We start from the raw sequence: 19,685 nt of genomic DNA, 5'->3' as shown, positions 1-19,685 counted from the left end.
GCGGGCGCATCGACCGATCGAGAGAGACACCATGTACAACCTTCCTGATGCTCGCGGCCACTTCGGCCCGTATGGCGGCACGTTCGTCGCCGAGACGCTGATTCACGCACTGGACGAACTGCGCGCGGCGTATGAAAAATTCCAGCACGATCCCGACTTCGTCGCCGAATTCGAGCGCGAGCTGAAGCATTTCGTCGGCCGTCCGTCGCCGATCTACCACGCGCAGCGCTGGAGCGAGACGCTCGGCGGCGCGCAGATCTACCTGAAGCGCGAGGACCTGAACCACACGGGCGCGCACAAGATCAACAACGTGATCGGCCAGGCGCTGCTCGCGAAGCGCATGGGCAAGAAGCGCGTGATCGCCGAGACGGGCGCCGGCCAGCACGGCGTCGCGACTGCGACGATCTGCGCGCGCTTCGGGATGGAGTGCGTCGTCTACATGGGTTCCGAGGACGTGCGCCGGCAGGCCGCCAACGTCTACCGGATGAAGCTGCTCGGTGCGACGGTCGTGCCGGTCGAGTCGGGTTCGCGCACGCTGAAGGACGCGCTGAACGAAGCGATGCGCGACTGGGTCACCAACATCGAAAGCACGTTCTACATCATCGGCACGGTCGCGGGCCCGCACCCGTACCCGATGATGGTGCGCGACTTCCAGCGCGTGATCGGCGACGAGTGCAAGGTGCAGATGCCCGAGCTCGCGGGCCGGCAGCCGGACGCGGTGATCGCTTGCGTCGGCGGCGGCTCGAACGCGATGGGCATCTTCTATCCGTATATCGACGATGCGTCGGTGCAGCTGATCGGCGTCGAAGCGGCCGGCGACGGGCTCGACACGGGCCACCACGCGGCATCGCTGATCGCCGGCAGCCCGGGCGTGCTGCACGGCAACCGCACGTACCTGCTGCAGGACGACAACGGCCAGATCATCGAGACGCACTCGGTGTCGGCGGGCCTCGATTATCCGGGCGTCGGCCCCGAGCACGCATGGCTGAAGGACAGCGGCCGCGCGCAGTATGTCGGGATCACCGACGAGGAAGCGCTGAAGGCGTTCCACGACTGCTGCCGGATCGAGGGGATCATTCCCGCGCTCGAGTCGAGCCACGCGATCGCGTATGGCGTGAAGCTCGCGCCGACGTTGCCGAAGGACAAGATCCTGCTCGTCAACCTGTCGGGCCGCGGCGACAAGGACATGCACACGGTCGCCGAGCGATCGGGCATCGAGCTCTGACCCCGACCGATGCGTGACCTGATCGAAGAACCGGGCGGCGGTGCCGCGAGCGAGGCGGAGGCGCTTCAGCCTGCTGCCGTCGTGCCGCGCGCGTTGCCGTCCGGTATCGAACTGCATAACCGCGATTTCCTGACCGATGCCGCGAACCTGCCGGATGCGTCGATCGACCTGATCGTCGCCGATCCGCCGTACGGGCTCGGCAAGGACTACGGCAACGACTCGGACAAGCGTTCGGGCGACGTGTTTCTCGCGTGGACGCGCGAGTGGCTCGAGCTCGCGATTCCGAAGCTCAAGCCGAGCGGGTCGATGTACATCTTCTGCACATGGCAGTACGCGCCGGAAATCTTCAGTTTCCTGAAGACGAAGCTCACGATGGTCAACGAGATCATCTGGGACCGGCGCGTGCCGAGCATGGGCGGCACGACGCGCCGTTTCACGTCGGTGCACGACAACATCGGTTTTTTCGCGGTTTCGAAGGCGTATTACTTCGATCTCGATCCGGTCCGCATCCCGTACGACGCCGACACGAAGAAGGCCCGCTCGCGCAAGCTGTTCGAAGGCAGCAAGTGGCTGGAGATGGGCTACAACCCGAAGGACGTCTGGTCGGTTTCGCGCCTGCACCGGCAGCACGCGGAGCGCGTCGATCATCCGACCCAGAAACCGCTGGAAATCGTCGAGCGGATGGTGCTCGCGAGCTGCCCGCCGGGCGGCCGCGTGCTCGATCCGTTCATGGGCAGCGGCACGACCGCGGTGGCCTGCGCACGGCAGGGGCGCGACTTCGTCGGCTACGAGATCAACGAAAGTTATTGTGCGATCGCGCACGAGCGCGTGAGCGCGCTCGCCGCGCCGGCATGCGCGTGAATCGCGTAGCCGTATCGCCGAACGAATCCTAGGAAAATTGCCATGTCCCGTATTCAGCAGACCTTTGCCGCGCTCGCCGAACAAGGCCGAAAGGGCCTGATCCCGTTCATCACGGCTGGCGACCCCGATCCCGCGAAGACCGTCGAATTCATGCACGCGCTCGCCGAAGGCGGCGCGGACGTGATCGAACTCGGCGTGCCGTTCTCGGACCCGATGGCCGACGGCCCCGTGATCCAGTGCTCGTCGGAACGCGCGCTCGCGCGCGGCGTCACGCTGAAGAGCGTGCTCGCCGACGTGAAGCGCTTCCGCGAAACCGATGCGAAAACCCCCGTCGTGCTGATGGGCTATGCGAACCCGATCGAGCGGATGGGCGTCGACGCGTTCGCGGCCGAAGCGCAGGCGGCCGGCGTCGACGGCGTGCTCGTCGTCGACTATCCGCCGGAAGAGGCGGGCGTATTCGCCGAAAAGATGCGCGCCGCGCAGATCGATCCGATCTTCCTGCTCGCGCCTACGTCGACCGACGAACGCATCGCCGATGTCGGCAAGATCGCGAGCGGCTACGTGTATTACGTGTCGCTCAAGGGCGTGACCGGCGCGGGAAATCTGGATGTTTCGAACATTGCGGGTAAAATCCCGGCCATCAAGTCGCGCGTGCCGGTTCCGGTGGGCGTCGGCTTCGGCATCCGCGACGCCGAAACGGCGCGCGCGGTGGCCGAGGTGTCGGACGCCGTCGTGATCGGCAGCCGCCTCGTGCAGCTGCTCGAAAGCGCTGCGCCGGAAGGCGCCGCCGCCGCGCTGAAGGCGTTCATCGCCGAGCTGCGCGCCGCGCTGGACGGCGCGGGCAAGACGGCGCGATAACACCAACATAGGAAGGCGGGAACGGGCTACGCGGCCCGGCCCGCCACGGAACAGGAAACCATACGATGAGCTGGCTCGACAAACTGTTGCCGCCGAAGATCAAGCAGACCGACCCGAAAAGCCGCAAGGGCGTTCCGGAAGGCCTGTGGGTCAAGTGCCCGTCCTGCGAGGCCGTGCTTTACCGCAACGACGTGGACGCGAACCTGCACGTGTGCCCGAAGTGCGATCACCACATGCGCATCGGTGCGCGCGAGCGCCTCGACGGGCTGCTCGATCCGGAAGGCCGTTATGAAATCGGCCAGGAAATCGTGCCGGTCGACTCGCTGAAGTTCAAGGACAGCCGCAAGTACCCCGATCGTCTGAAGGAAGCGATGGACGAGACGGGCGAGACCGACGCGATGGTCGTGATGGGCGGTGCGATCCACACGCTGCCCGTCGTCGCGGCCTGCTTCGAGTTCTCGTTCATGGGCGGCTCGATGGGCTCGGTCGTCGGCGAGCGCTTCGCGCGCGGCGCGCAGAACGCGCTGGAACAGCACGTGCCGTTCATCTGCTTCACGGCGTCGGGTGGCGCACGGATGCAGGAAAGCCTGCTGTCGCTGATGCAGATGGCGAAAACCACGGCGATGCTGACCAAGCTGGCCGAAGCGAAGCTGCCGTTCATCTCGATACTGACCGATCCGACGATGGGCGGCGTGTCGGCGAGCTTCGCGTTCCTCGGCGACGTCGTGATCGCCGAGCCGAAGGCGCTGATCGGCTTTGCCGGCCCGCGCGTGATCGAGCAGACGGTCCGCGAGAAGCTGCCGGAAGGTTTCCAGCGCGCCGAATTCCTGCTGAAGACGGGCGCGATCGACATGATCGTCGACCGCCGCAAGATGCGCGACGAGATCGCGCAGCTGCTCGCGCTGCTGCAGCGACAGCCGGCCGACGCGCTGGCCTGACCGGCGCGAGGTGGTGAACTCTGCGCGTCGCCTGGCTTCAGCGTCAGGCGGCGCGCTTCGTTTTTTGGCGTAGTGGCGGTACCGATCCAGATTTGATCCGATGAGCACTTTTCCCACTCTCGACGCGTGGCTTTCGCACCTCGAACGCGCGCACCCGGTCGGCATCGACATGGGCCTGACCCGCATCGGGCAGGTCAAGGCGGCGCTGCAGCTCGAATTCGCGTGCCCCGTCATCACCGTCGGCGGCACGAACGGCAAGGGCTCGACCTGCGCGTTCCTCGAGACGATCCTGCTGCGCGCGGGCTACAAGATCGGCTGCCACACGTCGCCGCACCTGCTCGAATTCAACGAGCGCGCGCGCGTGAACGGGCAGAACGTCACCGACGACGAACTACTGCCGCACTTCGAGGCCGTCGAAGCCGCGCGCACGTCGCTGCCGGAACCGGTGTCGCTCACGTATTTCGAATTCACGACCCTCGCGATCCTGCATCTGTTCGCATCGCGCGGGCTCGACGCGGTGATCCTCGAAGTCGGCCTCGGCGGCCGGCTCGATGCGGTCAACATCATCGATGCCGATTGCGCGATCGTCACGAGCATCGACATCGACCACACCGAATACCTCGGCGACACGCGCGAGAAGATCGCGTTCGAGAAGGCCGGGATCTTCCGCGCGGGCAAGCCGGCGATCTGCGGCGATCCGGCCGCGCCGCAAACGTTGATCGACCATGCCGAAGCGATCGGCGCCGATCTGTGGCTCGTCGGCCGCGATTTCCGCTACGAGGCACAGGCGGGTGCGGAGCGCCAGCAGTGGAGCTACCTCGGCCGCGAGAAGCGCTATCCGGCGCTCGCGTATCCGGCGCTGCGCGGCGCGAATCAACTGATCAATGCATCGGCCGCGCTCGCCGCGCTCGAGGCGCTGCGCCCGGTGCTGCCGGTATCCGCGCAGGACATCCGGCTCGGGCTCGCGAACGTCGAGCTGCCGGGGCGCTTCCAGGTGCTGCCCGGCAAGCCGGCGATCGTGCTCGACGTCGCGCACAACCCGCACGCGGCGGCCGTGCTCGAGCAGAATCTCGGCAACATGGGCTTTTTCCCGTACACGTACGCGGTGTTCGGCGCGATGCACGACAAGGACATCGACGGCGTGCTGCGGCACCTGAAAGGCGAGATCGACCACTGGTGCGTGACCGACCTGCCGCTGCCGCGCGCCGCCTCCGCGGAGCAGCTCGAAGCCGCGCTGCGCAAGGCTGGCGTGGAGGAGGGGCCCGATTCGAGCGTGACGCGTTACGCGTCGCCGGCCGAAGCGTTTCGCGATGCACTAAAAAGAGCATCCGAGAATGATAGAATCGTGGTTTTCGGCAGTTTCCATACGGTTGCCGGCGTGCTGGCCTACCGTAAATCGCAGCAACACTGACTGACGGGCAGTTTCGGACTCAGCCATTCATGGGAATTTTCTCGTTCGGCAAAAAAGACGACGACGCACCCACGCGGCGCGGCGGTCGCACCGGGACCTCCCGGAACGTGCGCACGGAGCGCACTGAACGCGTCGAGCGGCGCCCGCGCCGCACCGAGCGTCCGGAATCGGACGCGCTGCTCCTCGATCCGACCCTTCCAGAAAAGCAACGCGCGCGCCGTCGCCTCGTCGGCGCGATCGCGCTCGTCGTGGCCGCCGTGATCGTGCTGCCGATGGTGCTCGATTCGCACCCGAAGCCGGTGACGGACGACATCGCGATCGACATCCCGAACCGGCCCGCGCACCAGGCAGTCGCGCCGCGTGACGACGACGCGCCCGACGTGCAGGCAGGCGTCGCGCACGACGAGCCGCCGGCCTCCGATGCCTCCGACACGGCCGTCGCGGCAGCACCCGCCAAGCCGGCCGCGAAACCCGATACGACGACCACGGCGAGCGTGACGCCGCCGAAGCCCGCGCCGAAGCCGGCTGCTCCCGCGGCGAAACCGGCCGCGCCGAAGCCGGCGCCCGCGACCGTCGCGAATGCCGACGCCGCGAGCCCGGACAGCGGCGATGCATCGTCGCCGTCGTCGCCGGCCGGTGCGCGCTTCGCGGTGCAGCTCGGTTCGTTCAAGGATGACGCGACGGCCCGTTCGTGGGCGACCAAGTTGAAATCGGCGGGCGTGCCCGCATATGTCGAGCATCGCAAGCAGGCAGACGGTGGCACGGCTACACTGTTGCGTGCCGGCCCGTTCGCGGATCGAGCGGCGGCGTCCGCCGCGATCGCGAAGGTGCGCGAAGCCGGTCTGACGCAGTAACGCACGATGCTGACCGCTTTCGACTACGCTGTATTGGCGGTGATCGTGTTGTCGGCGCTGCGCGGTGCGTGGCGCGGCTTCGTGTCGGAGATTTTCGGGCTGATCGGCTGGATCGCGGCGATCGTGATCGCCGGTCGCTACGTCGGGCTGATCGTGCCGTACATTCCGGCGAACTGGCCGGGCGGCGCGCTGACGCAGTGGGTGATCGCCTTCGCGTTGGTCGTGATCGGCGTGGTACTGGTCGCCGGCGTCGCGAACGCGCTGCTGTCGCGGATCGCGCAGGCGAGCGGCCTGGGCGGCGTCGACCGCTCGCTGGGCATGATGTTCGGGCTCGTCCGCGGCTGTGTGCTGGTGGTGCTGCTGGTCGCGGCGGCCGGGCTGACCGAACTGCCCAAACAGGATTTCTGGCGCAATGCGCTATTGCGTCCTTTCGCCGAACAGGGCGTGCACGAGCTGAAGCAGCTCCTGCCCGACGGCATGGCCCAGTACGTACGCGTGTGACGACGCGGCCGGGCAGGACGTAACCGATTTTGTCATTCTGAAGGACATGCCATGTGCGGCATCGTAGGCGTTATCTCCCAATCTCCTGTCAACCAGCTGATCTATGACAGCTTGCTGCTGCTGCAGCATCGCGGTCAGGACGCAGCGGGCATCGCGACGGCGGACGGCAGCAATTTCCACATGTACAAGGCGAACGGCATGGTGCGCGACGTGTTCCGCACGCGCAACATGCGCAGCCTGCCCGGCACCTACGGCATCGGCCAGGTGCGCTACCCGACGGCCGGTTCGGCGTCGAGCGAGGCCGAGGCGCAGCCGTTCTACGTGAACGCGCCGTTCGGGATCATCCTCGCGCACAACGGCAACCTGACGAACTGGCAGCAACTGAAGGACGAGATGTTCCGGATCGACCGCCGGCACATCAACACCAATTCCGACAGTGAAGTGCTGCTCAACGTGTTCGCACACGAGCTGCAACTGTCGACCACGGGCCTCGAGCTCGATCCGGCCTCGGTGTTCAAGGCGGTCTCGGGCGTCCATCGCCGCCTGCAGGGCTCGTATGCGATCGTGTCGCTGATCGCCGGCTACGGCCTGCTCGCGTTCCGCGATCCGTTCGGCATCCGCCCGCTCTGCATCGGCAAGCTCGAAACCGAGCACGGCACCGAGTGGATGGTCGCGTCGGAGTCGGTCGCGGTCGAAGGCATCGGTTTCGAATTCGTGCGCGACGTGCAGCCGGGCGAGGCGATCTTCATCGACCCGGCCGGCAACTTCCACAGCCAGCAATGCGCGGAGCAGCCGACGCTGAATCCGTGCATGTTCGAATACGTGTACCTCGCGCGTCCGGATTCGTGCCTCGACGGCGTGCCCGTCTACAACGTGCGCCTGCGCATGGGCGACTATCTCGCCGAGAAGATCAAGCGCGAGCTGCCGAACGTGCCGATCGACGTCGTGATGCCGATTCCCGATTCGTCGCGCCCGGCCGCGATGCAGGTCGCCGCGAAGCTCGGCGCCGAGTATCGCGAAGGCTTCTTCAAGAACCGCTACGTCGGCCGTACGTTCATCATGCCGGGGCAGGCCGTGCGCAAGAAGTCGGTGCGCCAGAAGCTCAACGCGATGAGCATCGAGTTCAAGGACAAGCACGTGCTGATCGTCGACGATTCGATCGTGCGCGGCACGACCTCGCATGAGATCGTGCAGATGGCGCGCGATGCGGGCGCGAAGTCGGTGATCTTCGCGTCGGCGGCGCCGCCCGTGAAGTTCCCGAACGTGTACGGCATCGACATGCCGACGCGCGGCGAGCTCGTCGCGCACGGCCGTACCGACGACGAAGTCGCGAAGATCATCGGCGCCGATCACCTGATCTACCAGGACGTCGACGACCTGCGCCGCGCGGTGCGCGACATCAACCCGAAGCTCGAACGCTTCGAGGCGTCGTGCTTCGACGGCAACTACATCACCGGCGACGTGACGCCCGAGTATCTCGACGCGATCGAGCGCGCGCGCCTTACGCCGGCGTCGCAGGCCGATCGCGACACGGCCGGCGACACCGGGCGCTCGCAGATGAACCTGCAGCTGTCGGTCGAGTGACACCGGCGTACGCTTTTGCCGAAGCGTGATAGGATGTGGCCTTGCGTCGATTTGATATCAGCTTGCGGACGCGGGGCGACTTCCCAAAACAGCTAAAGCGAAGGCCGGCGGCAGTCGGCCCGAGTCGATCGCTGTCGTACCGCCCGAAGCCCGCTGATGCCGACGCATAGCGGGCTTTTTGTTTTGGCCTGGTTTTGACTTGGCCTGCGCGACACGCGCGGCCATCGAATACGGAAAACGGAACATGGACGACTCCCTCAACTTCGACACGCTTGCCGTGCGCGCGGGCACGCTGCGCAGCGACTTCAACGAGCACTCGGAAGCGCTGTTCCTCACGTCGAGCTTCTGCTTCCAGAGCGCGGCCGACGCGGCCGAGCGCTTCGCGAATTCGGAAGACTACTTCACCTATTCGCGCTTCACGAACCCGACCGTCACCATGTTCCAGGAGCGTCTCGCGGCGCTCGAGGGCGGCGAGGCGTGCATCGCCACCGCGTCGGGGATGGCCGCGATCATGTCGGTCGTGATGTCCGCGCTGCAGGCGGGCGACCACCTCGTCAGCTCGCGCAGCCTGTTCGGCTCGACGCTCGGGATGTTCTCGCAGATCTTCAGCAAGTTCGGGATCACGACGACCTTCGTCGATCCGACCGACCTGAACGCATGGCAGGAAGCCGTGCGGCCCGAAACGAAGATGTTCTTCCTCGAGACGCCGTCGAACCCGCTGACCGAGCTCGCCGACATCGAGGCGATCGGCAAGATCGCGAAGCAGGCCAACGCGCTGTTCGTCGTCGACAACTGTTTCTGCAGCCCGGTGCTGCAGCAGCCGCTGAAGCTCGGCGCGGACGTCGTGATGCACTCGGCGACGAAATTCCTCGACGGGCAGGGCCGCGTGCTCGGCGGCGCGCTGGTCGGCTCGAAGGAATTCATCATGGGCAAGGTGTTCCCGTTCGTGCGCAGCGCGGGCCCGACGCTGTCGGCCTTCAACGCGTGGGTGCTGCTGAAGGGGATGGAGACGCTGTCGCTGCGTGTCGAGAAGCAATCGGCGAACGCGCTGGAAATCGCGCGCTGGCTCGATTCGCATCCGGCGGTGGCACGCGTGTTTCATCCGGGCCTCGAGTCGCACCCGCAGTACGAACTCGCGAAGCGTCAGCAGAAGGCGGGCGGCGCGATCCTGTCCTTCGAGCTGAAGGGCGACACGCCCGAGCAGCAGCGCGCGAACGCATGGCGCGTGATCGACAACACGAAGCTGATCTCGATCACCGGCAACCTCGGCGATACGCGCACGACGATCACGCATCCGGCGACCACGACGCACGGCCGCATCACGCCGGAAGCGCGCGCGGCGGCGGGGATCACCGAAGGTTTGATCCGCTTGTCGGTCGGCCTCGAGAACGCGGGCGACCTGCGTAACGATCTCGCGCGCGGCCTGGAGGGCTGAGCGACGCGGTGCTTTCGCCGCATCGACGCATCAACGACGACGGGCCGCCTGCAAAACAGGCGGCCCGTTGTTTTTCCCTCATGAAGGCATGGCGTCCGGCGCACCGCGCTCGCGCATGCGCCGCGTGATTCAGCCGGCGTGCCCGGGCGGCGCGGCACGCATCGCATCCACCATCCACCGCAGCGTTTCGTCGAGCGGCGTGACGGGCAGCTCGCCCACCGCGCGCCGCAGCTTGTCGCGCGACCCGCTCAGGCTTTTCACTTCGTTGTGCCGCACGAAACGCGGATCGACCGTCACGTCGATCACGTAACCGGCGATGCGCGACAGCATCGCCAGCACTTCCTTCAGCGAATACGCGCGCTCCGAGCAGACGTTGAACGTCTCGCCGGCCGGCGCCGCTTCGAGCAGCTTCAGATAGGCGGCCGTCACGTCGCGCACGTCGGAGAAATCGCGGCTCACGTCGAGATTGCCGAGCGAGATGCGCGGTTCGTTGCGCGCGTAGTGCGCGGCGAGCTTCGGCAGCAGATACGCTTCGCCCTGGCCGACGCCCGTGTAGTTGAACGGCCGCGCGATCACGATCGGCAGCCGGTCGGCCCACAGCTTCGCCGCGTATTCCATCGCGAGCTTGCTGACCGCATAGTCGTTGGCGGGGGCGGGCGCGACGGTCTCGTCGAGCACGCCGGCCGTCGAATTGCCGTAGATGTTCGCGCTGCTCGCGAGCAGCACGGCCGACGGACGTTGGTCGAGACCCGCGAGCGCGGCCAGCAGGTTGCGCGTGCCGACGATATTGACCGCGTAGGTCTGCGACGGCTCGTCCTGCGCGACATGCGCGCGCGCGGCGAGATGCACGACCGCATCGGGCCGTGCATCGGCGGCCGCCGCACGCATCGCGTCCGCGTCGAGCAGGTCGACGGGCAGCAGCGTGCAGTGCGCGAAGGCCGGATCGTCGGGCCGCGGCGCGCCGGGCGCGACCGTGCCCCAGACGTCATAGCCGGCCGCCTGCAGGCGTTCGAGCATGTAGCGGCCCGTGAAGCCCGTCAGGCCCGTGACGAACGCACGGCGCGACGGGCGTCCGGCTTCAGAACGTGTCATGGTGCTGGTTCCGCATCAAATCCGCTTCGACCATCATCTGGCAAAGTTGTTCGAGCGTCGTCTTCGGCACCCAGCCGAGCTTGGCTTTAGCCCTGTCCGCGCAGCCGATCAGCAGGTCGACCTCGGCGGGGCGATAGAACTTCGGGTTCACTTCGACCAGCACGTTGCCGTTCGACGCGTCGAGGCCGCGTTCCTGCTCGCCCTTGCCGGTCCATTCGAGCTGGTAGCCGGCAGCCGCGAATGCCATCTGCACGAAGTCGCGCACGGTCTCGGTGCGATTGGTCGCGAGCACGTAGGTGTCGGGCTCGTCGGCCTGCAGCATGCGCCACATCCCTTCGACGTATTCGAGCGCGAAGCCCCAGTCGCGCTTCGCGTCGAGGTTGCCGAGCTCGAGGCGGGTCGCCTTGCCGAGCTTGATCTTCGCGACGGTGTCGGTGATCTTGCGCGTGACGAACTCGCGGCCGCGCAGCGGCGATTCGTGGTTGAACAGGATGCCGCTGCTGCCGAACAGGCCGTACGACTCGCGGTAGTTCACGGTCATCCAGTGCGCGTACAGCTTCGCGACGCCATACGGGCTGCGCGGATAGAACGCGGTCGTTTCGGTCTGCGGAATCGCCTGCACCTTGCCGAACATCTCGGACGTCGACGCCTGGTAGAAGCGCGTCTTCGGGCTCACGACGCGGATCGCCTCGAGCAGGTTCAACGGGCCGAGGCCCGTCACTTCCGCGGTCGTCGCCGGCTGGTCGAACGACACGCCGACGAAGCTCTGCGCGGCCAGGTTGTACAACTCGTCGGGCTGCGTGCGTTCGAGCAGGCGCAGGCTCGAGCCGGCGTCGGTCAGATCGTGTTCGACGAGCGTGAGGTTCGGGTGCGTGTCGACGCCGAGCTCGGCGATGCGCCAGAAATTCACCGAACTGGTGCGGCGATAGGTGCCCGTGACCTCGTAGCCCTTGTCGAGCAGCAGTTTGGTCAGGTAGGCGCCGTCTTGCCCCGAGATCCCGGTAATGATGGCCTTTTTACGAGTTTGGCTCATGGCGTTGTCCTGGTAGAAGCGAAAGGGAAAATCAGGCGGTCGTGCTGGCGGCGGCCGGCAGCGCGCGGCGTGCGGGGTCGCGCGTCAGGCGCCGTTCGAAGCCGTACCAGCTCAGGGTCGCGTAGGCGAGCGTGATCGCGAGCGCGAGCGCGGCCGTGACGAAGCGGTTCAAGTGCAGCGGCCACAGCGCGTACAGCACGCTCAGGTGGATCAGGTACACGGTGTAGCTGACGGTGCCCACGTAGACGAGCATCGGGTTCGTCAGCGCGCGTTGCACGATGCCGCGGCCGCGCAGCGCGATCACGACGATCGACGTGCACAACAGCAGCGAGATGCTGTAGAGCGCCGCATTGGACAGCGGCGTGTTCGCGGCGCGAAAGCGCGGGAACGACAGGTGCAGCCAGCCGAGGATCGCGAGCGACACGAGCGCGCCGACGATCGCGAGCGGGTAGAACGGCTCCAGCGCGCGCCGGTCGCGGCGCAGCACGATCGCGAGCAGCGCGCCCGCGGCGAGCAGGTCCATCCGGAACGGCGTCAGGTAGTAGATCGGCCAGAACGAGTCGAACCATGGCGTCGCGATCGCGCGCAGCACCGGAGCCGCGACGATCAGCGCGGCGGCGACCCACAGCAGCGCACGCTCCGAGCACCACAGCACGACGAACGGCCAGAAGATATAGAACTGCTCCTCGACCGCGAGCGACCACAGCACGTTCAGGCTGTCATGCCCGATGCTGCCGAGCGACAGACCGATATTGGTCGAGAAGAACGCGAACCACGGCCAGTGCGGCAGCCAGCTCGCGCCGAACAGGATCGTCGACACCACCAGCAGCAGCACGTACGGCGGCAGGATGCGGCGCACGCGGCGCGCGTAGAAGTGGCTGAAGTACGACTGCCCGCGCGCCTTTCGTTCGAGCAGGATGCCGGTGATCAGCAGGCCGCTCAGCACGAAGAACAGGTCGACACCCATCCAGAGTGGTGCCTTCAGCGCGTGCTGCAGGAACACGGCGCCGACCGCGATCGCGCGCAGCCCGTCGAGCTGCACGATGCGGCCGTGTTGCGGCGGGGCCAGGTCGGCGGGTCGCGAGATGCCCGTCATCGCGCCGCTCCTTCGCAACGCGCGGCGGGGGCCGCGGCGCGTCGCACATCCGATGCGTGAACGTAATGCATGCCTTTAAATGAAATATCGAATCGAAAACGATTCTAGGGAAAAGAAATCGGCAAAAAAACGCATGCGACTTATCTGACGACAAGCATTCAAATGCCGATTATTCCGGTCGCGAGGTGAAAGGTTGATGCCCAGGCAGCCGCGACAGGCGGTGCGGAGCGGCATTTTCTACAGCGCGACGCGTGAAAGGCGGTCGTTATTGCCGTTTCCGGGCGCCATTTCCCGCCTGTTCCGGTTCGATATTTCAGGCGGAAACATCCCCAAATATTTCCAAATTTCTTGTGATTATTTTTGCTTGTAACCTGCATCGCGACGTTTGAAACCCATTTAGCGACAGGGTGCGCCGGCGGCAGTCCGGGGCGGCGCCGGTCGCTGTTGCATCGAGTCTGGAGAAGCGCATTGCGACGTCTGATTCTGGTAGGCATGACGGTATGCGCGACGCTGCTGACGAGCGCCGCACCGGCCGAAACGGTGTTGCCCGCGACGACGTCGTGGATCGGCAACACGTTCGGCTATGGCGACGGCAGCTGGACGCAGATCGACATCCGCGCGATCGCGGTGACGCCTGAAGGCAAGGTGTATACGAATGCGCCGTGGGACGAAAGCGGCGCCGAGGCGAGCGTCTACCAGGACGGGAAGATGCTCGGCTTCGCCGGCGGCACGCACGGCTGGGGCAATCTCGGCGGCAACGCGATCGCCGTGAACAGCAAGTACGCGTATGTCGCGATCGGCGTCGGCAACGAACGCGGCCACCTGCAGTCGCCCGGCATCTGGCCGGACAAGGGCAAGCAGTGGTTCGGCATCTCGCGGCGCACGATCGGTGACATGAAGCAGCCCGCGCCGTTTCGCGCGGCGCCGCAGGTCGCGCCGGGCGGACGCGCCGATGCCGGCCGCGCGCGCATGGCCGCGAGCTTCATGATGATGAACGAGGTGCCGGCTCCCGCGCGCTCGGAAGTGGGCGAGGTGAAGGCGGAAGTGGGCGGCCTCGCGGCCGACGACAAGACGCTGTTCGCGACGAATCCGTCGCACGACGTGGTGGACGTGTACGACGCGGAGACGATGCAGCAGAAGGGCACGTGGAGCGCGCACGAACCGGGCCGCATCGCGCTCGCGGGCGACGGCACGCTGTGGCTGCTCACGGACACGCTCAGCGGCCCCGCGCACCTCGTGCACGTGCGTGCGGACGGCCGCAAGCTCGACGACGCGCCCGCGCTGCCGGAAGGCACCGACGCGGTGGACGTGGCGGTCGACGCGAAAGGGCGCGTGCTCGTCGCGGACAACGGGCCGCGCCAGCAGATCCTGATCTTCTCGAAAGGCGGCAAGGGTTATGCGCAGTCCGGCACGCTCGGCGAGCGCGGCGGCATCTTCGCCGGCCCGGTGCCGGGGCGGCCGGGGCCGCAGCGCTTCAACGGGCTGACGGGCGTCGGCGTCGACCGCGCGGGCAACGTGTATGTGTCGATGAACGGCATCGGGCCGCGCCACGACACGATCGGCGCCGGGCTCGGCGCGGTGCTCGAAAGCTATACACCGGACGGCAAGCCGCGCTGGCAGGTGCAGGGGCTGCTGTTCGTCGACGGCGCGTGGCTAGACCCCGCGCGGCCGAACAGCGTGTACACGGGCAACAAGCGCTTCGAGCTCGACCTGTCGAAGCCGCCGGGCCAGGACTGGAAATACGTCGGCTTCCTGTCGAACCGCTTCAAGTATCCGGACGACCCCGTGTTCCACACGGACCAGTGGCCGGGCATGCCGATCGCGCGTCGCGTCGACGGCCGTACGTTCCTGTACCTGACCGACATGTACGCCGATCACCTGAAGATCTACCGCTTCGACGCGAAGCGCGACGGCGAGGTGGCGATTCCGTCGGGCCTGATCGCGGGCCGCGCGCGGCCGGTCGACAAGGTGCCGAACAAGCCGCCCGGCGGCGACTGGCTGTGGCGCGATGCGAACGGCAACGGCCGGCTCGACGCCGACGAGTTCGAGATCAACACGACCGGCAAGGCCAAGGCGGGCGGCTGGGGCTGGTGGGTCGACACGAAGGGCGACATCTGGCGCACGAGCGACGTGCGCGGCATCCACCGCTTCCAGTACGGCGGCGTCGACAAGGCCGGCAACCCGATCTACTCGTACGACAAGGTCACGACCTACCCGATGCCGCAGCCGTTCACGCAACTGCGCCGCTCGATCTACGACGCGCAAGCCGACACGCTGTACGTGACCGGCTACACGGCCGACGCGCCGCCGCAGCCTGGCATCAACAAGGAAGTCGGCCGCGTGCTGGTGCGTTTCGACAAGTGGTCGACCGGCTCGCCCGTCGTGCGCTATACGGTCGCGCTGCCGTGGCAGCTCGACGCGAAGCCGATCCTGGACCTGATCGGGATCACGGTCGAGGGCCGCTACATCTTCACCGTGGAGCCGGTCGGCAAGATCCACGTGTACGACAAGGACACCGGCAAGGAAGTGGGCGTGATGAGCCCGGGCACCGAGGTCGGCAAGGCATCCGGCTGGGTCGACGTGCCGTTCGGCATCAGTGCGTTCCGGCGCGAGAACGGCGAATACCTCGTGTTCGTCGAGGAAGACGCGCGCGGCAAGGTGCTGATGTATCGCTGGAAACCGTGACGGGCGGCGCGCCGCTCACGACGACGTCGCCGTCACACAAGGCACAAGCATGGACAAAGGCATACTCAAGAACGTTTCGATCAATTTCATCGGGCTGATCCTGCCGACCTTCGTGTCGCTGGTGACGGTGCCCGCTTATATCCACGCGCTCGGCGTCGAACGCTATGGCGTCGTCAGCCTCGTATGGACGCTGATCGGCTATTTCGGGATCCTCGATCTCGGGATGAGCATGGCCGCGCAGAACCACATCTCGAAGGCGCTCGCGAGCGGCAACGACGACGAAAGCGCGCGCGTGTTCTGGAGCGCGTTCTGGCTGAATCTCGGCACCGGCGTCGTGGGCGGGCTGCTGATCTATTTCGGCGCGTTCGTCTACACCGCGTATTTCACGAAGGTGTCGGCCGCGATGCAGCACGAGGTGTATCTCGCGCTGCCGTGGCTCGCGCTCGCGATTCCGCTCGCGAACGTGTCGTGGGTGTTCGCCGGCGCGATCAACGGCGCCGAACGGTTCGGCGTGTTCAACACGAACCAGACGATCGGCACGTTCCTGTTCCAGTTGCTGCCGCTCGGCGCCGCATGGTGGATCGCGCCGAACCTGCAGACCGTGCTCGCCGCGGCAGTCGTCGCGCGCCTGATCGCGGCGGCGATGCTCGGCCACGCCAGCATCAAGGTGCTCGGGATCCGGCGCATCGATCCGCCGCAGTGGGGCACCGCGAAGGGGCTGTTCAACTTCGGCGGCTGGATGCTGATCGCGAGCACGACGAGCATGATCGCGGACACGCTCGATCGCGTGATGCTCGGCGCCGGCATGGGCGCGAAGTTCGTCACCTACTACACGGTGCCGCAGAACCTCGTCACGCGCCTGAACATGCTGCCGAACGCGCTCGTGCGCACGCTGTTCCCGCGCCTGTCGGCGGTCGGCCGCGATCACGCGGACACGCTCGCGCGCCAGTCGCTCGAATTCCTGAACGGCGTATTCACGCCGGTCGGCATCGTCGCGATCTTCGCGCTCGCGCCGTTCCTCACGCTGTGGGTCGGCGCCGATCTCGCCGCGCACTCGGCGCCGGTCGGCCGCGTGCTGGTGATCAGCGTGTGGCTCGTCGGCCAGGCGAGCGTGACGCGCATCCTGATCCAGTCGCAGGTCAACCCGGCCCGAGCGGCGTTCGCCGGGCTCGTCGAGATGCCGTTCTTCGTCGGCGGCCTGTGGTTCGGCATTCATCACTTCGGGCTGATCGGCGCGGCGGTGGTCGTCGCGGCGCGCGCGTTCGTCGACTACGGCGTGCTGCTGTACCTGTCGGCGATCCGGATGCGCGCGATCGTGCTCGACATGCTGGCGCACCTGGCCTTCCTGCTCGCGAGCCTGTTTCTCGCGCAGGCATGGCCGGGGCTCGGCGAATCGATCGGCATGTGCGCGATCGTGCTGGTGCTGAACGTCGCGTGGTCGCTCACGATGACGCCGGGGCTGCGCGCGCTCGTGCGCGACCTGTTTGTCCGTCTCAATGCGAGGAAAACGATATGAATCGCGATCTGGCGGAACACGCCATCCTGAACCTCGCCACCGCCGATGCGGCCGTGGCCGAAATGGGCGACGCCGCCGCGCTGCGCCGGTCCGTGCCGGCCGGGCGGGCCAGCGCGCGCCAGCCGGCGCGCGCGCTGCGCGTGGCGATCGTCCACGATTGGCTCGTTACCTATGCCGGTGCCGAGCGCGTGCTCGAACAGATCGTCGCGTGCTTTCCCGACGCGGACCTGTTCAGCCTCGTCGATTTTCTCGACGATCGCGCGTTCGTGCGCGGCAAGCCGGTGACGACGTCGTTCATCCAGAAACTGCCGTTCGCGCGCACCAAGTACCGCAGCTACCTGCCGCTGATGCCGCTCGCGATCGAGCAGCTCGACGTGTCCGAGTACGATCTCGTGATCTCGAGCAGCCACGCGGTCGCGAAGGGCGTGCTGACGGGACCGGACCAGGTGCACATCAGCTACGTGCATTCGCCGATCCGCTATGCGTGGGACCTGCAGCACCAGTACCTGGAGCAGTCGAACCTCACGCACGGGCCGAAATCGCTGCTCGCGCGGATGATTCTTCACTACATCCGCAACTGGGACACGCGCACCGCCAACGCGGTGGACGGCTTCGTCGCGAACTCCGCGTTCATCGCACGGCGCATCAAGAAGGTCTACCACCGCGACGCGGCGGTGATCTTCCCGCCGGTCGACGTCGACGGTTTCTCGCTGAACGCGGTCAAGGACGATTTCTACCTGACCGCGTCGCGGATGGTGCCGTACAAGAAGATCGACCTGATCGTCGAGGCGTTCTCGAAGACGCCCGAGCGCAAGCTGGTCGTGATCGGCGACGGCCCCGAGATGCAGAAGATCCGCGCGAAGGCTGGCCCGAACGTCGAGATCATGGGCTACCAGCCGTTCGCGGTGCTGCACGACCGGATGCGGCGCGCGAAGGCGTTCGTGTTCGCGGCCGAGGAGGATTTCGGGATCTCGGTCGTCGAGGCGCAGGCCTGTGGCACGCCGGTGATCGCATACGGCAAGGGCGGTGCGCTCGAAACCGTGCTCGACCCGCAATCGGGCGCTAATCCGACCGGGCTGTTCTTCGACGAGCAGACGCCGCACGCGATCGTCGCGGCCGTCGACGATTTCGAGCGCGCGCCGCAGCGTTTCACGCCGAACGCATGCCGCGCGAACGCGGAGCGGTTTTCCGCCGATACGTTCCGGCGGCGCTTTCTCGACTATGTGGAAACCGCGCTGCCCGGCTCGACCACGCAGCGCGGCACGGCCGTCGCGCCGATGCCGGCCGCGCGCGGCCCGGCGACGCTCGTGCTCGACCAGAGCGGCGTGCTCGGCGGCGCCGAGCTGTCGCTGCTCGAGATCATGAAGCACATGCGCGCGAACGCCGACGTGCTGCTGTTCGACGACGGCCCGTTCCGCGCGGCGCTCGACGAGATCGGCGCGCGCGTCGACGTGGTCGACCAGGGCGCGCTCGCGGGCGTGCGCAAGCAGGGCGGCGTGTCGGTCGGCGCATTGAAGCAGCTCGTGCGGCTCGTGCGCGATGTCGCGCGGCGCGCGCGCCGTGCCGAGGTGATCTACGCGAACACGCAACGCGCGATGGTGGTCGCCGCGCTCGCCGGGCGGCTCGCGCGCAAGCCGGTGGTCTGGCATCTGCGCGACATCGTCAGCACCGACCATTTCGGCAGCAAGCAGCTGCTGGCGATCAAGTACTGCGCGCGGCTTGGCGTCACGCGCGTGATCGCGAACTCCGACGCGTCCGCGCAGGCGTTCCGCACGCTGACGGGCTTCACGCCGCAGCATGTCGACGTCGTGTTCAACGGTATTTCGGCCGAGCCGTTCGATGCACTGGAAGGCGTCAGCCAGGCTGCGCTGCGCGCGCGCCTCGGGTTGCCGCAGGATGCGTGGCTCGTCGGCTCGTTCAGCCGTCTCGCGCGCTGGAAGGGGCAGCACGTGCTGCTGGAGGCCGCCGCGCGGCATCCCGGCATGCACGTGGTGCTGGTCGGCGCGCCGCTGTTCGGCGAGGACGAATACGCGGCGCAACTGCACGAATACGTCGCGCGGCACGGGATGGACACGCGCGTGCATTTCCTCGGGTTCCAGCGCGACGTGGCTGCGTGCATGACGGCGGTCGACGTCGTCGCGCACACGTCGATCACGCCGGAGCCGTTCGGGCGCGTGATCGTCGAAGGGATGCTTGCGCGCCGGCCGGTCGTCGCGGCCCGCGCGGGCGGCGTCGTCGAGATCATCGAGGACGGCGACAACGGGCTGCTCTGCGAGCCGGGCGATGCGACCGCGCTGGCCAACGCGCTGGACATGCTCAAGCGCGACGGCGCGCTGCGCGAACGGCTCGTCGCGAGCGGGCGTGCGACGGCGGTGCGCCGGTTCGGCACCGAGACCTACGTGGAGCGGGTCGAGAAGATCCTCGCGGATACGGCGAAGGCCGCGAAGGCGAAGAAGCGGACGTAGCAGACGGCGCCAGTCGGCGGGAAACGAGCCCTCATGCGGTGTTGTGCTGCGTGGGGGCTTCGTTTTTCAGGGGGCGCGTGTTGGGTAGGGCTGGTGAGGGGCGGATTGTTGCGTGCCGGGCGCGGGATCGG

At 67.1% G+C, this 19,685-nt stretch carries 15 protein-coding genes; 12 read left to right on the top strand and 3 right to left on the bottom strand.

From position 1 onward, the window contains the following. The first annotated feature begins 31 nt into the window (after nucleotides 1-31). The 9 genes from trpB (at nucleotide 32) to AC3WLY_RS27855 (ending at nucleotide 9,667) form a co-directional block, all read left to right on the top strand. Nucleotides 32-1,225, top strand: a complete 1,194-nt coding sequence (trpB, locus tag AC3WLY_RS27895) for a tryptophan synthase subunit beta (RefSeq protein ID WP_034179990.1) — start codon at nucleotides 32-34, stop codon at nucleotides 1,223-1,225. A gap of 9 nt (nucleotides 1,226-1,234) precedes the next feature. Then, nucleotides 1,235-2,086 (top strand): DNA-methyltransferase, encoded by an 852-nt coding sequence (locus AC3WLY_RS27890; protein ID WP_492308514.1) that lies wholly within the window; start codon nucleotides 1,235-1,237, stop codon nucleotides 2,084-2,086. Nucleotides 2,087-2,128: 42 nt separating this feature from the next. Then, nucleotides 2,129-2,944, top strand: a complete 816-nt coding sequence (gene trpA / locus AC3WLY_RS27885; RefSeq protein ID WP_492308515.1) for a tryptophan synthase subunit alpha — start codon at nucleotides 2,129-2,131, stop codon at nucleotides 2,942-2,944. Between the two features lie 65 nt (nucleotides 2,945-3,009). Next, a complete protein-coding gene (gene accD / locus AC3WLY_RS27880) occupies nucleotides 3,010-3,882 on the top strand; it encodes an acetyl-CoA carboxylase, carboxyltransferase subunit beta (RefSeq protein ID WP_175958732.1) in 873 nt (290 codons plus the stop codon). A 100-nt stretch (nucleotides 3,883-3,982) separates the two neighbouring features. Next, a complete protein-coding gene (folC, locus tag AC3WLY_RS27875; RefSeq protein WP_310140414.1) occupies nucleotides 3,983-5,293 on the top strand; it encodes a bifunctional tetrahydrofolate synthase/dihydrofolate synthase in 1,311 nt (436 codons plus the stop codon). 29 nt (nucleotides 5,294-5,322) lie between these two features. Continuing rightward, on the top strand, nucleotides 5,323-6,147 hold the full coding sequence (locus AC3WLY_RS27870; protein ID WP_175958734.1) for an SPOR domain-containing protein: 825 nt from the start codon (nucleotides 5,323-5,325) through the stop codon (nucleotides 6,145-6,147). Between the two features lie 6 nt (nucleotides 6,148-6,153). Next, nucleotides 6,154-6,648 (top strand): CvpA family protein, encoded by a 495-nt coding sequence (locus AC3WLY_RS27865; protein ID WP_492308516.1) that lies wholly within the window; start codon nucleotides 6,154-6,156, stop codon nucleotides 6,646-6,648. A gap of 51 nt (nucleotides 6,649-6,699) precedes the next feature. Then, the gene (gene purF, locus AC3WLY_RS27860) at nucleotides 6,700-8,232 is read left to right on the top strand and encodes an amidophosphoribosyltransferase (protein ID WP_175958735.1); all 1,533 of its coding nucleotides are present in this window, start codon (nucleotides 6,700-6,702) and stop codon (nucleotides 8,230-8,232) included. A gap of 244 nt (nucleotides 8,233-8,476) precedes the next feature. Further along, nucleotides 8,477-9,667, top strand: coding sequence for an O-succinylhomoserine sulfhydrylase (locus AC3WLY_RS27855; protein ID WP_175958736.1), 1,191 nt, complete (start codon nucleotides 8,477-8,479; stop codon nucleotides 9,665-9,667). Nucleotides 9,668-9,796: 129 nt separating this feature from the next. On the opposite strand, the gene AC3WLY_RS27850 is transcribed toward AC3WLY_RS27855, so the two are convergent. Genes AC3WLY_RS27850 through AC3WLY_RS27840 form a run of 3 tightly spaced genes read right to left on the bottom strand, consistent with a single transcriptional unit; the run spans nucleotide 9,797 to nucleotide 12,888 of the window. Further along, nucleotides 9,797-10,759 carry an NAD-dependent epimerase/dehydratase family protein gene (locus tag AC3WLY_RS27850; RefSeq protein ID WP_492308517.1) on the bottom strand — a complete coding sequence of 321 codons (963 nt, stop codon included), beginning with the start codon at nucleotides 10,757-10,759 and terminating at the stop codon, nucleotides 9,797-9,799. Then, nucleotides 10,746-11,792: a GDP-mannose 4,6-dehydratase gene (gmd, locus tag AC3WLY_RS27845; protein ID WP_175958738.1), complete on the bottom strand. Its 1,047-nt coding sequence runs from the start codon at nucleotides 11,790-11,792 to the stop codon at nucleotides 10,746-10,748. The genes AC3WLY_RS27850 and gmd overlap by 14 nt, the downstream gene beginning before the upstream one ends. Nucleotides 11,793-11,823: 31 nt before the next feature. Continuing rightward, nucleotides 11,824-12,888, bottom strand: a complete 1,065-nt coding sequence (locus AC3WLY_RS27840) for an acyltransferase family protein (RefSeq protein ID WP_492308518.1) — start codon at nucleotides 12,886-12,888, stop codon at nucleotides 11,824-11,826. 492 nt (nucleotides 12,889-13,380) lie between these two features. Between AC3WLY_RS27840 and AC3WLY_RS27835 the strand changes: the two genes are divergently transcribed. The 3 genes from AC3WLY_RS27835 to AC3WLY_RS27825 are packed head-to-tail and all read left to right on the top strand — an operon-like array spanning nucleotide 13,381 to nucleotide 19,554. Further along, nucleotides 13,381-15,573, top strand: a complete 2,193-nt coding sequence (locus AC3WLY_RS27835) for an NHL repeat-containing protein (RefSeq protein ID WP_492308527.1) — start codon at nucleotides 13,381-13,383, stop codon at nucleotides 15,571-15,573. Between the two features lie 49 nt (nucleotides 15,574-15,622). Continuing rightward, the gene (locus tag AC3WLY_RS27830) at nucleotides 15,623-17,089 is read left to right on the top strand and encodes a flippase (protein WP_310140397.1); all 1,467 of its coding nucleotides are present in this window, start codon (nucleotides 15,623-15,625) and stop codon (nucleotides 17,087-17,089) included. Further along, nucleotides 17,086-19,554 carry a glycosyltransferase family 4 protein gene (locus AC3WLY_RS27825; RefSeq protein ID WP_492308519.1) on the top strand — a complete coding sequence of 823 codons (2,469 nt, stop codon included), beginning with the start codon at nucleotides 17,086-17,088 and terminating at the stop codon, nucleotides 19,552-19,554. The genes AC3WLY_RS27830 and AC3WLY_RS27825 overlap by 4 nt, the downstream gene beginning before the upstream one ends. The last annotated feature ends 131 nt before the right edge of the window (nucleotides 19,555-19,685 follow it).

This window comes from Burkholderia sp. FW306-1C-G01B, from assembly GCF_058781685.1.
Note: the sequence above shows the minus strand (reverse complement) of the source record. Positions and strands in the feature narration are given on the sequence as shown.